The organism is Allotabrizicola aquatica (SeqCode), assembly GCF_965194375.1.
GTDB lineage: Bacteria > Pseudomonadota > Alphaproteobacteria > Rhodobacterales > Rhodobacteraceae > Tabrizicola_A > Tabrizicola_A aquatica.
On record NZ_CBDAEL010000015.1, the window covers coordinates 1 to 15,755 of the forward strand.

Here is a 15,755-nt window from a genome sequence, read left to right on the forward strand (position 1 = left end):
CTTTCAGCGCCTCTAACGCAACACGCGCCTTGAACGCCGCGTCATGGTTCCTGCGTTTCTTCATGTTCTGATCTCCTCGTTCTTGGAGACCAGCAGACGTCAGATCGTAGCTTCCGTCACTGTCCGATTTTCGGGGAGTAGCTCAAAAGCGATACTGGCTTTTTGTCGGAACTGTCCGCGATAATCACCTGCATGCCGATCGCCGACATTAGTGTGATCTGCTTATTGGCTTCGTCACGAGGAACGTTTTGGCTGATTACCCCGTACCCTGCACACATCAAATGCTGCACTGCATCACGTGATAGCAAGAGCTTACGCGACAAGTAGTCGACGGCTAACTCTGGATGATCTCCTGGGTGCACGAGGTCAATGTTAACATAGTCACTTACCGTCTTAGATTGCATATTCTGCATTTGCTTTGTGCTGCCTGCAGCTAAGGGACACTGTCTTTCGACGAGAATCATTATCAAAGTAGAAATAGTTATTCAATATGAAGCGTATTTTTCTGCCATCGAGCGAAATATCATATCAATATTCTTGCATACAACTGATTTTGTAGCCTTTTGAGCATACTGTCGAATAGCGCCGTCTTGTTCCTTGCATGGCTAAGGGCTGAATAGTTCCAGGTCGTCAGTGGGCGAAAGCGCCACTTGGGACGCATTCTCTGCCCCAAAAAATGTCATACGCTAACACGTTCATGGCGACTGAACTTTGGTGCAGCGCGAAGATATTGGGGGACTGTGAGCTAAGGTTGTTCGACGGATCAGCTGCAAAGCTAGAACCTTCCGCCTATGCGTGACCCGGCCAAGTAGCCGCCGTGTGCAAAGCGAGCTACGCTTTCTATATTGCAAGAAATGCCGCATATACCAAAAGTGGTGATCGTTCAGTTTTGGCCCACTAATGCTAACACGCACAGTGTGTTGCCCTAACATCCAGCATCACTGTGCTCCCAACAGCAACCACAAACACTGTGTTGACCACAGTGATTCCAACCGCACCAACGCAGCCAAAACTGTGCGATGACTGTGCGACGCAGGCACCAAAAACTGTGCTATGCGTATCTGTTTGATTTTGTTGGATTAAGTGGTGCCCAGAGCCGGAATCGAACCAGCGACACGCGGATTTTCAAGATTTGGCTTGACGGTAACACTTTGATAATATTGGTGAATTAAATCATGAAAATGGTTGTGCTACAGAATGTGCTATCGTGCATTTTGGGCGCGAAATGCGTTTTGCTATGTTGAACACAGTATCATGAAACGCTGTGGTAACACAGTGTTTTAATCGTCGTCGCGTGCCGTTCTGGGACGTGTCACCATTGCGCATTTTCAAGTTGGCTATCGTTGGCCTCACGACCGTTCTGTGGTTGTGCAGCATTGGATTTAGGAAGTTTGTTGCAGCTTTCCGGGCAAGGTCGAGCTTTCTGGAGGTCGTAGTTGAAAACGATGAATGTCAGAGAAATAAATGCAAAGGCCAAGCAATTTGTAGGGGGATGGAATGCTTGAGGACCGCATCTATACCGTGCGTCGTATCATCGCCGACTATGTTAGAAGCCCATCACTGCGGCACATGCGTGACTTTCAGAACCTCGAAAAGGTTAGCAAGGAGATCGTAACTGCCCTTGATCGGGACTACGGCATATGGCGCAAGTGGGATGGCACGAAAGATCAAGTAGCCAAGCTGAGTTTGGGGAGTTGGGTACCTATTTCTGACTTAGCGGAGTTCCTTAACACTTTGCCCGGACCAAAGCTGAGCAAGACAGACGTTAAACAGCGGATATTGGCGCTCGAAGAAGAGGAGAGCATGTATCCTCAAGACGACTTCCGTGATGAATGTGAGGCTTTGTATCGCAAGGAAGCGGGCGAAGGCACGGACCTTATTGCAACCCTTATGGCGATCCGAAGGCTGCTCGAGGACCTCCATTCGCAACGCTACGCTGATCAACGTAGAAAACAGAAGGAAGCCCGTGAATTAGTGAAGCTTGAGAGCGAGCAACGGTTGCTTTCGGGAGCCGACTGCCCTTGGACATCACTTGGCACAAACAAGACCGCTTACTGCCGTGTCAATGGCAGGACATACCGCCTCCTTTTGCAGGCGGACAAAAGGGTAGAACTTACCCGTGTGCGGAACGTTGATGATGCCGAAGCCGGAGTCTCGCTTGGGCTTTACAGAGACCGGGGAACGGTAACAGCCGCTGTCAAGAAGATGGCCTTCGAGGTCGAGCCTCGCTCATGGGGATGACGTCTCCACATTTTGAAGTTGTATGCGGTTCTTTATGCGGGCTGACGTTGCACCCAGCCGTGGCCCATGAATTTCCATTCATTCTATTTCTGCTCGACCGTTTGAACGACGGCGTTAGGCCAGCTGCACAACCAACCAACAGGTGTGCAGATGAGCTTACTCGACAAACTGAACTTCCAGACCGTTTCGCGCCAGATTGAGCGTGATCCAGTTGCAGAACGCCGTGCCCGGTTCCGCGCAGGCATTGCTGAGCAGCGGCTGGTGCTGGCGGCGCTGGCGCGAGGTGAAGCCTACACTGACCAGAACCGGTTCAGCAAAACCGGCAAAGCCCGTGCGGTTCGGGCGTGGTTTTTCCAGAAGGGCACGGGGTGGTTCATCCAAGCCCGTTATGGCGCTCGCGTCCTGCTGCTGGACGGCCGGAGCAACGCGATCAGCGTCAGCAAGATTGCCGAAATCGAGCCAGTGCTGAAGGCGCTGGAGACGGCGGCAGAGGCTGGGGAACTGGACGCAGTGCTGGCAGCTGCGGCACGTCGTGGCAAGCCGGAGGCGTCCAAATGACTGGGGCCGACACCCAGCGCATTCAAGAACTCAACGATCAGGCCCGGCAAACCCTAACCGGTTGCCGGGTGCTGATTACGCCGGGGGTCTTGGCGCTGAACGCCACGGACATGATCCTAGCCATGGTGCGCCGGTACACGGCCTTCACCCCGGACAACGACCCCTACGCTGAACATGACTTCGGCAACTTCCGATATGCAGACGAAACCATCTTCTGGAAGTTCGACTACTACGACTTGGATTTCGCCATGCACTCGCCTGATGCAGCCGATCCAGCTGTGACTGCGCGGGTGCTGACGATCCTGCTGGGCAGCGAATACTGACCCACCGAGTATTCCAGCTATACCGGCATGGTGCTGGGGGTGGGCGGCTGAAAACGGCACTGGATCAAGCATATCCCGCCCAGCACCAGCCCCGCGCACTGACGTTGAAAAGCCAACTTGGTGTGTTACGACAGCAGATCATCTTGCTGTGTTAACACAGTATTTTTTCCGGTCAGCGATGGCCCCGTGGCAAACCGGCTGGTGGAACACTGTGAACGAACGGGCGTTTCGGCCGGATGTTTTTGACCGTGCCCACTGTGTCAGCGTCAGGCGATTTTGGCTTTCCAGATCTCGGTTTAGGTTTGGCTGGTCGGGGCACCTTTAACCGGGCCTGACGTTCAGCCAGTTCCTCCGCATAGATTGCAGTCAGCTGTTCGGCAGCCTTTTGAAGCCCATCAACCTGAGCTGCAAATTCAGCCTTCCAAACTGGGTCAGTGACCAGCGCCAAGCTGTCCAGCGTCTCACGGATTGCGCCAACCCAGCTCATGCGCCGACACCGGGTGTGTGCGAACTGGTACCCTGAAACGATAAGTACTGGGTCACCATATTCCGTCGCGATCTGGCCGTGATGGGTAGGATGCCTTTATGCGCCATAGTTCATGCGCTCCAGTGTCTGCCATCTGTCACGGGCGTGCTGCTCAAGGGCTGCGCGACAATGCTGGTGCAACACATCAAATCGAGCAGCCCAGCCTGCCTGACTGTCACCACCACGCCATAACCGCTGTGTATAATGCCCCAGTTTACTGGCAAGGATCGCAAGTGCCTCAGCACTGGGTTCTTGGCCCAGATGGCGCAGGGTGCGCATGTAACCAACACCACGCCCCAGCCATGCCACACAAAACTCAGGCTCGTTCTCTGTTAGCCCCATGTCGATCAGTTCGTCCCTGACCTCATTCAATAATCTTCTACTCATACTCAGTTCTCCAACTGGCAGCGCCAAGCAGTGGTGCCGCCATCGGTATTTATTCCGCAACGCGAGGATTACGTCGCTAGTCGTTGACCCGTGTTCCCGGCTCGCGCAGCAGGCCTTTTTCGTCAGCAGTGCGGTATGCCTTTTCGCTGACAACCGGAAAGAAGCCACGCACGGCCCATTTGCGAATGCATGTCGCTTCTCGCAGGTAACGGCCAACCGTCGTTTCTCTGACGTTCCGTGCATAGGCATCATCACCCTTGGGACCAATGCCAAGACGACTACCAATCTCGGACAGGGTGATGTCTTCAGCTTCACGCAGCTTCAGCACTTCCAGCCTGTTGTGCAGGGCTGACAGCACGGGCTTGGTGAACACAGGATAACGAGCGCCACTCAGGCCAACTTGTGCCTTCTGGGCATCCATTTCCGGTTTCAAAATGTCACGCAACTCTGCGAGGGCTTGGTCTAAGTCACAACGAAACGGGACGCTGATATAGACGCAGCCATCTGATCTTGGCAGCTCATCTGGACTACTGGCCCAGCGGATGCCACGCTCTGCTGGTTCACTAAACAGCTTGCGCCCCACTCGACGCCACCAGCCTTCAAAGCCGCCGTAGGCGTCAAGGTCACCAAAGTCCCGCATCACCAGATCCTGCGGATTGGGCTCCCGCTTGGAATGGCGCATGTAGTCTGCGTCCTGCCGCAGGAACGCCCACCAATAATAGTAGACGCTACACATGTGGCTCGGCGCTTTGGCGAAGGGTGGCTTAACGCCCGTGTCCAGTGTCAGGTCTTCCGCCACTTCGCCAAACAGGGGCGGAGCATAGCGGTAGAAGAAGGTGGTCATTTGTTGCCTGCGCTGCAGCCAACCCTCTTGGTTATACATTATTCCCCCCAGTCCCGTTTCCAGAACAGGCTAGCAGGTTGCCGTCGCAGGTAAAGCAGCCGGGAAAACGACCCAACAACACTGGTCCTTGGGTGGTGCTGCTTCTGAGATGCGCCCCCCACCTCTGCCATTTGTGCAGGCACCACGACGCAGTGTCGTGGCTTACACAAAGGAAACTACAAATGACGAACTACTCCAACGATATCGCGGCTAATGCAGTTGCGCCCAACGACGCTGTGGCCAATGAGGCTGCCGGGATCAACATTCAGGCGATCGCCCAGCAGCACTCTGTGACCGTTAGCTTGGGCTTGTCTGATACAACCGCACAATCGGCCAAGCCGCTTAATCTCACGACTGCCGACGCCATCGTTGCTGCCTTCGATGACTTGCAGGCTCGTCGCGAGAACTGGGAACTGCATCAGCTCAGTGCCAGCAATGACGTGCTGTATGGCATTCTCGGGGATTGCTACGCGATCTATGTTCGCACCCAGAAGTCCGACACTTTGCGCGAAAAGTTCCTCAAGGCGTATGACGCTGAGTACGGCAAGTGCAAGGCTGGTACCAGCATTGCAACCAAGATCGTCTGGGCGGTTTTCGGCAAGCAGCTTGAACAGCGTGCCTTCAACTATTCGAACGTCCTCCGCAACGTCTACCTGAACCTCAAGAACAAGCCTGATAAGGCCTTCCGCGAATATGTTGTCGAAGTCGGCGGCATTGAGGAAATTCGTCGCAATGGTGGTAACTCGGATGCCGTCAAATCCAAGCGCGAAGCCGAACGCCAGACCGCAATTGCAAATCTGAACAGCAATTCCGGTATTGCAAAAGGTCTTCAGATCCAGCTGCCCAGCGATCAGCAGGAAAAGAAAGCTGAGCACAGCTTCCGCGCAGCACTCATTCGCGAAGACGCAGACGGGACCTTCACTATCGTCATGGTCAGTTCTTCGGAAGTGCCTGTCAATTCGATGATCGCTGAGTTTGGCAAGCGCGATGATCTCAAGCCCATCCCCACCGCTTCTGGGACCGCAGAAGCCCTTGATGAGCGCAATCAGCTCATCAACGAAAACGTCAACGCTTAATCAGAAAGGAAAGCAAAATGACCAAATTTGAAATCAAGTATGAGCCGCAATCATTGAATGACATCGTGTATCCCCACACCGTCATTGAGCAACAAGTCAAAGCCATCGGAAACGGTAGTTGCGACGACCACATTCTGCTCTATGGCCCTCACGGCACCGGGAAAACAACCGCTGTAAAGCTGATGTTTGAAGCGCGTTACGGGTGTACTTATAAACACGGAAACTATTTCTGCGGGTCGGACCTGACCACGGTTCCTGTCGCAAAGTCGGCCATCAACGGGATGATGAATTTCCTGGGGTTTCAACGAATGATGACTGCTGGCTGCGTTATCGTAATTGACGAAGTCGACATGATCCCCTTGATTGCGCAGAAATACCTTCGCAATTTCATGCAGACGTTCCCTTTCGTCCGCTTCATGTTCACGACCAATCACGAGACCAGCGTCTACACTGGTATTCGCAGCGTGTGCCGCCTTGTCGAGTTTTCGCCTCCGCCTTCCAAGCTGTGGTTGCCTCGTGCGCAGCACATCTTGCAGGCGGAAGGTGTGCAGCTTCCTGACGCTAACGTGCTGAACATGCTGTCTGGTGTCACTGGAAGCGCACGTGACGTCTGTCGCCTTTTGCAGGATGTCGTTTTGACTAAGCAAGCGGGAAATGTCGCGCACAACGCCATCACTGCCGTGCCGCCTTCGCCACCTGTGCCGCCCGCGTCACTTACTGTGACTGTCACGCCGCCTCAGCAGCAGCCTGCACCCAACGCACAGCCCACGCCCTAAGCCGGGCCTAGTTTCAGGGGGCAACCTCCCTTGCCCCCTGAAAACCTAAGACAATCAGCATTGTATTAGGTTTCTGCCGAACCCATTGAAATCATTGAACGCTGAAGACGTTCTGATTTCGGCCGACAACCAAAATCTCAGGAAATACCGTGAAGCCAGCGAAAGCATTAGGTTTCTGGAGGAACATGCTATGGCCCAAGCCGCCACCATCACCGAAGCGCAGCTGCGTCGTGTGCTGCAATACATCAGCACCCGCCGCCACGCACTGCGTGACCGCACCATCATGTTGGTCAGCTTCAACGCTGGCCTACGTGCCAAGGAAATTGCCAGCCTGCTCGTGGGCGACATTTACGACGACGCTGGTGCTGTACGTGAGCAGTTCATCCTGCGTCGTGCCCAAACCAAGGGCGGATACGAACGCACGGTCTATCTAAACAAAACCCTGCGCCGCGCCATGGCTGAATATAGGATGCTGGTGGAACACAGCAAACCAACTGACGCCCTGTTTCCGACGCAGAAGAGCAAAGTGTTCAGCGCCAACACCATGTGCCAGCTGTTTTTAGAAATCTACACCGCCAGCGGCATCAACGGCGCAAGCAGCCATTCGGGGCGAAGAACGTTCATCACCCGCTTGGCCAACAAAGGCGTGAGTGTGCGCCAACTGGCAGCTCTCGCGGGACACGCGAACATCAGCACTACCCAACGATACATCGACGTAAATTCTGAGCAACTGGCCAACGCGGTCGAACTGCTTTGAACTCTGCAACCAAAGTTTCATCAGAAAGGAGAATGATGATGGCCAGCATCAATTGGGAAAAAGTCTTGGTGGATTCGCCGATCAAGAGAATTTTGACAAAACGCATCCGTAAGGCGGTCGATTTGGAGGAAGCTGCCAAGGGAATGGACTGTTTCGACGAATTTGCCAGCGCCATTTCGAAAAGCAAAGGTGAAACACCGGAAGAGCAAACTCATTGGAAAGGGCAATACATCTCGAAATCGCTATTGGATGTCCTCATCAGCCAAAAGGGCGGCTTCAAAACCATGATTGAGATTTCCGAGAAATCGCCCCCTCTTTCTCAGACCATCGACCAAATCGAACATGAATACACCGGCAAGCGAATGACTATGAAACGCATCACTGACCCTGATCGCGCCCTCGCCGCAGAGAAACTGCTTAAGGCACGAGTTGCACGTCGGAATAAGCTCGCTCAACCGACCTAGTTGGCATCACCATCAGCCTTTTGCGCTTCATACTCTTCGCGGGTCAGGCCATAGTCTGGCCCGCTGAGCATGTCCTTCTTCATACGCGGCTGCAGGTGGTTGTAGTGCAGTTCGATCATGGGGATCGACGTGCCCATGTTGCGGGCCAGCACGTGAATATCCATGCCGTCACTTATCAGCGCAAACGTCGCATAGGTGTGGCGTAGGCTGTACAGGGTGCGGTCTTGCTGTGTTACCGGACATTTCAGCAAACCAGTTTCAGACAAGAACCTCTTGAACGTTTGGTTTAGGTGTTTGCTGACAGTACCATCTGGCAGTGCAAACACTGGTAAATCCAACCTTTGCTTGAGCATGGCCATAAACTCAGTGCCAGCTATCGCAGTTGTTCTGGCATGAATACGGCGCAGCGCAGTGATAGCACTGGGGCGACACATCACATTATGTGCCTTGGTTTTTCCCTTGACCCCCTGAAACTCCATATAGATGCGGCCTTTTTCTTCCCACACATGCACATTGCGCCAGCGAAGATTTTCCGCCTCAGTACCGTGCCGGATGCCGCTGTTGGCCAGCACGATCACATAATCCCAAAGCAACATGCGCATGTCGCGTGACTTCTGGGTGTGAACAGCGTCGTCCTTGGCCCAGTGCGGCAGTTTTCGCACCAGAGTGCGGTAATCATCATCGTTAAAATCAGGTCGCCGTTCACCTTCATCGCCAGCGTTGACCAAGAGCGGGATCTTGCTTTTGCTCATATAGCCGCGATTGACCGCCTCCTCGAACACACGGTTCAGCGCGGTGTTATGCGTGGTAATCGTGCTGGCCTTGGGTTCGCGTCCCATCTTCGTGGCCCGCCAAACCGCAAATTCCTTCAACTCCGCAAAGCTGATGTTGTTTACGTGTTTTGTCCCAAAGAACGGGATCAGGTAGGTTTCCGTCGCGGTGATGTAATCCTTGAACACCTTTTTGCCCACGCCAGCTGCTAACTGACGGCGCAGGTCCGCAACCACCAGCCCAGCTACTGCATCAAAGCGTTTGGTCACGATGGGCAAGTCATGTTTGGCCTTGAACCGGTACTCCATGTACAGTTCCTTAGCCGCCGCTTTTGCCTCGGTCAGTTGCCGACACTTGGTCGTCACCCGCACCCAACGATCACCGATCTTGAATGCGGCTTGCCATGCACTGCTGCCACCGCGTCGGGTCAGCCGCACATCGCCGTCCAGTATCGTCTCCGTGCTTGGGCTGAGTTTGACCATCGCGCATCCTATCTGTCCAAGTCAGCCTATTGCCGGTGACAGGAGGTGTCGACACCTGCCGACAGCAGATTGGGTGAGATTTTCGCCAGTTTTTGTCGGGTTTTCCACGTCCATTGATAAATAAACGGACAAGGATTGAACCCAATTGACCCCAAACTTTATTTATCAGCGCGAGCTTTACCGATACCTGCTGGACAGAGACTGGGATGTGTTTGGCACCCTGAAGTTCCATTCAGGCAGCCGGATTTCATTCACCCGTGCCCACATGCAGTTGCGTTACTTTTGGAACAAACTGGACCGCGTGATCTACGGCACTGCAGCTGAACGTGGTTGCCGGGTAAAACGCTGGTGTTTTGCCCATGCTGGCAGTCACAGCGATAACTATCACGTGCATTTCGTTGCACTGGCACCAATCGAACAGGGCGAGTTCTGTGCACTGGCCAACACGCTATGGGCAAAGACCAGCCCAGCAACGGCAGGCATAGACCAAAATTGGATCACGCCAGTTTTGTATCCAGATCGTGTTGCAGGCTATGTGACACGTGAAGTCTGGCGGCTGGGGCCAGCAAGTTTCGACACCCAGATCAGCGCAGATACTGGTGTAACATACCAAAACACACCGGAACGTCTGGTGGCGCAGGAAGAGCGCATCAGCCGCGCCATCTCAGCCAACGAGAGGCAGGCTGCACTGGATGCCCTCAAACAGCACACGGCTGGCACGCTGCTACGCCTTGCACTCCGCGAACAAAAACTGAGTGGCAAAGCCACCAGCCAGTAGTCGAGCACGGAGGAACCGTTGTATTACATGAGGTTGCGAAAGTCGCACCAAATCCTTGTCATGACCGTTAGTTGAAGCCGAAAAGGGTTCACCGGGAACTGGTCCAACAGCGAAGATGAACAAACTCATCAGGGCCAGGATGGGACAAGTGAAGACGACCGGGCGTGATAAGGAAGACCGACAAATCCAACAATGAACCGAACAAATGAACGGGGCGGATGCAGAACGCTGTGTTACCACAGTAAAACGATACACTGTGTTAACACAGCGAGTTAGAGCCCGAAGCGGCCGGACGTGCATTTGCGTCCTTTCCCCAGCAGAAGGTTGCTGGCGCATCATCCAGATAGAAGTAGTGTGCAACCCGCATAACTTTAATGCCCGGTCCCCACGCATGTGCCCTTGGACCTGACCACATAAACTGGCATGTTCCCCTCATGAGCCTCATCAAATCAAAGCAGCGAGTTGCCGACCACGGCGAAGTTTTCACCCCAGCATGGATGGTGGAGGCGATGCTTGATCTGGTGAAGGATGAAGCAAACCGCATCGATGCCCGTTTCTTGGAACCTGCTTGTGGCAGCGGCAACTTCTTGGTCCGTGTCCTCCAGCGCAAGCTGGCAGCGGTAGAGGTCAAGTTCGGCAAATCCCTCTTTGAACGGCGTCACTATGCCCTGCTTGCTGTTATGTGCACCTACGGGATCGAGTTGCTGGCCGATAACATCGCTGAATGCCGTGCGGCCATGCTCGAAGTCCTTGCCGAATACCTGAACATTGACGAAACTGACGAAGCGTATCGCGCAGCTGCGTTTGTTCTGTCGGTCAACCTTGTGCATGGAGACGCTATGACGATGAAGGCACTGGACGGCAAACCAGTGATGTTCTCGGAATGGGGCTATCTTGGCAAAGGCAAGTTCCAGCGCCGTGACTTCCGGCTTGATGTACTGACTGGTTCTTCGTCATTCAGTGCAGAAGGTTCGCTTTTCGCCCATCTGGGCAAACATGAAATTTTCACGCCAACAAAGACATATCCGCCAATGAACATGGGCGATCTTGCAGCCGCATCTGACGGCATGCCCCAGGAGGCCGCATGACTTCACAAGCTGGTTTCGCACTGCGTGGACGCAATCCAGATGTACTGACCTGTATTGCTAATCTGTCCAATGATGAGGTGTTCACACCGCCAGAGTTCGCCAACCAAATGCTGGACACTTTGGCTGAAGCTTGGGCCGCGGATCATGAAGGAGCGAACATTTGGGCGGACAAGACAGTTCGATTTCTTGATCCTTGCGTGAAATCTGGCGTTTTTCTTCGTGAAATCACTACTAGGCTAGTGGATGGGCTGTCCTTGGACTTTCCAGATATCCAGAGCCGTGTTGATCATATCTTAACGAAGCAGATATTTGGTATTGGCATTACCAAACTCACTAGCCTACTGGGCAGACGCAGTACTTATTGTTCAAAGATAGCGAACGGTATCCATTCAGTTGCCAAGTCGTTCACGCAGGATGCTGGCAACATCTGGTATGATCGAACAGAACACAGCTGGGCTGGAACGAAGTGCGAGTATTGTGGAGCAAGTTATGAAACGTTCGAAAGAAATGCCGACCTTGAAACGCATGCCTATGCATTCATTCATGCGAAAAACATCAAAAAACGTGTTGCTGAAATCTTTGGAGATAAAATGCAGTTCGATGTAATAATTGGAAATCCCCCTTACCAATTACAGGATGCCAGTGCATCCGCCAGTGCGACGCCAATTTATCAAAAGTTTATAGAACAGGCAATAAATCTGGAGCCAAAGTTTCTTACCATGGTAACACCCTCTCGCTGGTTTGCAGGCGGGAAGGGATTGGATGATTTTAGGTCTGCACGTCTGTCTGATAACCACATGAAAGTTATTGTTGATTTTATAGTCGACAAAGACGCTTTTCCAAAAATTAATGTGAATGGCGGTGTAAACTATTTCCTTTGGTCAAAGGATCACCAGGGTCCATGCACAATAACAACTGTCGAGCAAGGTGGGATAGCTGGAGAGCCAGCTGTCCGGCCTCTTGGCGAATTTGATGTGTTTATCCGAAGAAACATGGCAGTTTCAATTTTGAGAAAAATCAGGAGTCATGGGGAGACAACCTTTGACAAAAGAGTTTCGTCACGCAAACCTTTCGGTCTGCCGACCACTTTCTTTGGAGCTAATGAGAGGTCTGCGCATCGAACAATAAAACTGTATAGTTCTGGTAAAATTACTTGGATTTCGCGCGACGAACTAATTTCAAACAAAGATTGGTGTGAGAGATGGAAGGTACTAATACCGCGAGCATCCGACGGAAACGAAAACTACCCTTTGCCGATTTGGGATCAGCGAGGTCCTTTCATTTCCGGTCCCAGTGAAGCCTGCTCGGAAACATACTTAGTGGCCGCGATTGCTGAAAGCTATGAAGAGGCCGTGCTCTTAAGGAACTATATGCGAACGAAGCTGTTTAGGTTTCTCGTGTCACTGAGGAAGATAACACAAGATAATAAGTCAGATGTTTTTTCATTCGTTCCAGATATACCGATGGATGTTGATTGGACTGACGCTCAGCTCTACTCGAAGTATGGAGTGAATGACGATGAGAAGAGTTTCATCGACAGTATGATCCGTACTGTGGAGTGGCGCGGTGAGTAAGACATCCATTGATGAAATTCTTGCTCCTAAGCCCCAAGTAAGACCGCGCATCTACGCCTATTCGATTGCAGACGCGGCGCATCAGAATTTGCTGAAGGTTGGTCAAACGACGCGGAACGTAAAGCAGCGTGTGGCAGAGCAGCTCAAGACCGCCGCTATCCAGAACTACCGCATCGAACTTGATGAACCAGCTGAGCGACACGATGGCACCATCTTTAGTGACCACGAGGTTCGCGCAGCACTCGCCAAGAAAGGCTTTGCCAAAAGCCAGCTGGAATGGGTGAAGTGTTCCGTAATTGACGTGAAAACCGCCCTAACCGAACTGCGCACTGGCAAGAAAGCCAGCGGCAATCATCACCTGACTTTCCCTATGCGCTGGGAGCAGGCTGAAGCTGTCAACGTCACGCACAACTATTTCCTGTCGCGCTGGGCCGAAGATATGAACGCCGTCCCGCGCTTTCTTTGGAACGCCAAGATGCGTTTTGGCAAGACGTTCACAGCGTACCAACTTGCAAAGCGCATGGGCGCAAAGCGGGTTTTGGTCCTGACGTTCAAGCCAGCAGTGGAAGACGCATGGCAGACAGACCTTGAAAGCCATGTGGACTTTGACGGGTGGCAATATCTGTCAAAGAAATCCGATGGCGATCCAACGCAGATCGATAAGACGAAGCCCGTGGTCTATTTCGGCTCGTTCCAAGACCTGTTGGGGCGCGATGCTGCTGGCAATATCAAAGCCAAGAACGAATGGCTGCATCTGGTAAATTGGGATCTGGTCGTCTTTGACGAGTACCATTTTGGCGCTTGGCGTGACACGGCCAAGGAATTGTTCGAAGGCGAAGACGATGCGGTTTCCAAGAAAGAAACCAAACTTGAATACGCCACCGATCTGCAAGACGTGAACGAAGACCTGAACGTATTGTCGCAGAAGGAAACGGAGTTCCTGCCAATTTCGACAAGAGCTTATGTTTACTTGTCCGGCACGCCGTTCAAAGCACTGGCAACTGGCGAGTTCATCGAAGAACAGATTTTCAACTGGACCTACACGGACGAACAGCGGGCAAAGGAAGACTTTGCCGCCAAGCATTCCGCCAAATGGAACCCCTACGGGTCATTGCCCCAGATGCGCTTGCTCACATACCAAATGCCCGATGAGTTGTTGGCAATTGCCAGCGCGGGAGAGTTTGACGAGTTTGACCTGAATGAGTTTTTCAGTGCAACAGGCACGGGTACATCTGCCAAGTTCAAGCACAAGGATGATGTGCAAAAGTGGCTGGATATCATCCGTGGCCAGCACGCAGCCAAGACTGTTGAAAGTCTAAAGACTGGTACGCGGCCACCATTCCCCTACTCGGATGTTCGTCTATTACCCTACCTACAGCATTCGTTCTGGTTCTTGCCCAACGTGGCAGCATGTCACGCCATGGCAAATTTGCTGGGCGAAAAGCACAATACCTTTTGGCATGATTACAAGGCAATCGTTGCCGCAGGTGCAAAAGCTGGCATCGGCTTGGAAGCACTGCCACCGGTACGTGACGCTATCGGAAGCGGTTTTGACACGAAATCGATTACGCTGTCATGTGGCAAGCTAACGACTGGCGTGACAGTCGCGCAATGGTCATCCATTCTGATGCTGCGCAATCTCAAATCGCCAGAAACTTATTTCCAAGCAGCATTTCGCGTGCAATCGCCTTGGTCAATTAAGAACCCCAATGGCGACAATCCCAACGAGGAAGAAATCCTAAAGCCAGCCTGCTTCGTGTTCGACTTTGCACCAACTCGAGCTCTACGGCAGCTGTCAGAGTACGGCATAGGATTGTCGCCAAACGAAGCTAATCCAGAAAATGCTGTGCGTGAGTTGGTCTCGTTCTTGCCCGTGTTGGCCTATGACGGCTCAAACATGACGCAGATTGATGCTGGCGGCATTCTCGATATTGCCATGGCTGGAACGTCTGCAACGCTGTTGGCCCGCAAATGGGAAAGCGCACTGCTGGTCAATGTGGACAACGACACCCTGCGCCGGATCATGGACAACCCGGAAGCAATGGCTGCTGTTGAGCGAATTGAAGGCTGGCGGGCACTGGGCGACAACGTCATCGAAACCATCATCAACAAGAGCGACAAAGTCAAAGAGCTGAAAGCCAAAGCCAAGGCACAGGGAAAGCTTTCTAAAGACGATGAAAAGCAGCTGACTGACGAGGAAAAAGAATACAAGTCCAAGCGCAAGATGGTTCAGGAAAAGCTGATCAAGTTCGCAACCCGCATCCCTGCGTTCATGTACCTGACCGACTTCCGCGAAAATACCTTGCAGGATGTGATCACCAAGCTGGAGCCAGACCTATTCCTCACAGTCACTGGATTAACAGTGCAAGATTTCCATCTGCTGGTGCGGCTCAAAGTATTCAATACAGAGCAGATGAACGCGGCAGTCTTTGCCTTCCGACGCTACGAAGATGCTTCGCTTCGCTACACAGGTATCGAGAGCCATAAGGGTCTTACCCATTATGGGCTATATGACACGGTGGTTGCGAGGGACTAACGGACTATCTTTATGGTTTGAATGAAATAGTTGCCGGCCAGCTAAGTATAGAAGATCAATCAAATGCCCGACAAAGATCCGCTAGATGGTCTGAACGATGTTTTGGAAGCTATCTTTGATGACTTTCCCGGCTGGTTGAGCATGAACGAATTTGACGATCTTTTGAGCTACTCCCCAACTCTTGGACAGCTTTCCGGGTTGTTTAAGCTACTGCCTGCACCTGCTGATCGGTTTCAATGCGGTTAAAGTAGACCACGGCGGGCGGTTGGCCGCCATGGGCAGTGTGAGGGCGTTGGTGGTTGTAGAAGGTGATCCAGCGCCCGATGCCGACCCGTGCCTGCGATCCGGTTTCCCAGGCGTGCAGATAGACGCATTCATACTTCAGGGACCGCCACAGGCGCTCGATGAAGATGTTGTCGATGCAGCGCCCTTTGCCGTCCATAGAGATCCGGGTGCCAACCCGTTTCAGCCTGTCAGTCCAGACGAAGGACGTGAACTGGCTGCCCTGATCCGTGTTCATGATCTCGGGCGGGCC

At 52.8% G+C, this 15,755-nt stretch carries 15 protein-coding genes; 11 read left to right on the top strand and 4 right to left on the bottom strand.

Features of this window, described 5'->3' with window-relative positions:
• Window positions 1-1,497 precede the first annotated feature (1,497 nt).
• From AC72UB_RS12930 to AC72UB_RS12940, 3 genes are all read left to right on the top strand, one after another.
• Entirely contained in the window at window positions 1,498-2,241 is a 744-nt protein-coding gene (locus tag AC72UB_RS12930) for a hypothetical protein (protein WP_505190151.1), read from the top strand.
• A 150-nt stretch (window positions 2,242-2,391) separates the two neighbouring features.
• Entirely contained in the window at window positions 2,392-2,799 is a 408-nt protein-coding gene (locus tag AC72UB_RS12935; protein ID WP_505190152.1) for a hypothetical protein, read from the top strand.
• Complete coding sequence (locus tag AC72UB_RS12940) at window positions 2,796-3,122, top strand: DUF3768 domain-containing protein (RefSeq protein WP_505190153.1); 327 nt, start codon at window positions 2,796-2,798, stop codon at window positions 3,120-3,122. The genes AC72UB_RS12935 and AC72UB_RS12940 overlap by 4 nt, the downstream gene beginning before the upstream one ends.
• A gap of 583 nt (window positions 3,123-3,705) precedes the next feature.
• Here AC72UB_RS12940 and AC72UB_RS12945 read toward each other — a convergent pair.
• Window positions 3,706-4,035: a DUF6626 family protein gene (locus tag AC72UB_RS12945; protein WP_505190154.1), complete on the bottom strand. Its 330-nt coding sequence runs from the start codon at window positions 4,033-4,035 to the stop codon at window positions 3,706-3,708.
• A 76-nt stretch (window positions 4,036-4,111) separates the two neighbouring features.
• Window positions 4,112-4,918 (bottom strand): hypothetical protein, encoded by an 807-nt coding sequence (locus AC72UB_RS12950; protein ID WP_505190155.1) that lies wholly within the window; start codon window positions 4,916-4,918, stop codon window positions 4,112-4,114.
• Between the two features lie 182 nt (window positions 4,919-5,100).
• Between AC72UB_RS12950 and AC72UB_RS12955 the strand changes: the two genes are divergently transcribed.
• The 4 genes from AC72UB_RS12955 (at window position 5,101) to AC72UB_RS12970 (ending at window position 7,991) form a co-directional block, all read left to right on the top strand.
• On the top strand, window positions 5,101-5,994 hold the full coding sequence (locus AC72UB_RS12955) for a hypothetical protein (RefSeq protein ID WP_505190156.1): 894 nt from the start codon (window positions 5,101-5,103) through the stop codon (window positions 5,992-5,994).
• A 17-nt stretch (window positions 5,995-6,011) separates the two neighbouring features.
• Window positions 6,012-6,770: an AAA family ATPase gene (locus tag AC72UB_RS12960; RefSeq protein WP_505190157.1), complete on the top strand. Its 759-nt coding sequence runs from the start codon at window positions 6,012-6,014 to the stop codon at window positions 6,768-6,770.
• Between the two features lie 94 nt (window positions 6,771-6,864).
• Complete coding sequence (locus AC72UB_RS12965; RefSeq protein ID WP_505190158.1) at window positions 6,865-7,527, top strand: tyrosine-type recombinase/integrase; 663 nt, start codon at window positions 6,865-6,867, stop codon at window positions 7,525-7,527.
• 38 nt (window positions 7,528-7,565) lie between these two features.
• The gene (locus AC72UB_RS12970) at window positions 7,566-7,991 is read left to right on the top strand and encodes a hypothetical protein (protein ID WP_505190159.1); all 426 of its coding nucleotides are present in this window, start codon (window positions 7,566-7,568) and stop codon (window positions 7,989-7,991) included.
• Here the strand turns inward: AC72UB_RS12970 and AC72UB_RS12975 are convergent.
• The gene (locus tag AC72UB_RS12975; protein ID WP_505190160.1) at window positions 7,988-9,244 is read right to left on the bottom strand and encodes a tyrosine-type recombinase/integrase; all 1,257 of its coding nucleotides are present in this window, start codon (window positions 9,242-9,244) and stop codon (window positions 7,988-7,990) included. The two genes, AC72UB_RS12970 and AC72UB_RS12975, sit on opposite strands and share 4 nt — an antisense overlap.
• 145 nt (window positions 9,245-9,389) lie before the next feature.
• Here AC72UB_RS12975 and AC72UB_RS12980 point away from each other — a divergent pair, with 145 nt between their 5' ends.
• The 4 genes from AC72UB_RS12980 to AC72UB_RS12995 all read left to right on the top strand — a co-directional run bounded on the left by AC72UB_RS12980 (window position 9,390) and on the right by AC72UB_RS12995 (window position 15,220).
• Window positions 9,390-10,022, top strand: coding sequence for a hypothetical protein (locus AC72UB_RS12980; RefSeq protein WP_505190161.1), 633 nt, complete (start codon window positions 9,390-9,392; stop codon window positions 10,020-10,022).
• 434 nt (window positions 10,023-10,456) lie between these two features.
• Window positions 10,457-11,110: a DNA methyltransferase gene (locus AC72UB_RS12985; RefSeq protein ID WP_505190162.1), complete on the top strand. Its 654-nt coding sequence runs from the start codon at window positions 10,457-10,459 to the stop codon at window positions 11,108-11,110.
• Window positions 11,107-12,684 carry an Eco57I restriction-modification methylase domain-containing protein gene (locus AC72UB_RS12990; protein ID WP_505190163.1) on the top strand — a complete coding sequence of 526 codons (1,578 nt, stop codon included), beginning with the start codon at window positions 11,107-11,109 and terminating at the stop codon, window positions 12,682-12,684. Before AC72UB_RS12985 ends, AC72UB_RS12990 begins: the two co-directional genes overlap by 4 nt.
• Window positions 12,677-15,220 carry a DEAD/DEAH box helicase family protein gene (locus AC72UB_RS12995; protein ID WP_505190164.1) on the top strand — a complete coding sequence of 848 codons (2,544 nt, stop codon included), beginning with the start codon at window positions 12,677-12,679 and terminating at the stop codon, window positions 15,218-15,220. The genes AC72UB_RS12990 and AC72UB_RS12995 overlap by 8 nt, the downstream gene beginning before the upstream one ends.
• A 202-nt stretch (window positions 15,221-15,422) precedes the next feature.
• Here the strand turns inward: AC72UB_RS12995 and AC72UB_RS13000 are convergent.
• A partial coding sequence (locus AC72UB_RS13000; RefSeq protein ID WP_505189770.1) for a transposase occupies window positions 15,423-15,755 on the bottom strand: 333 nt, incomplete at its 5' end.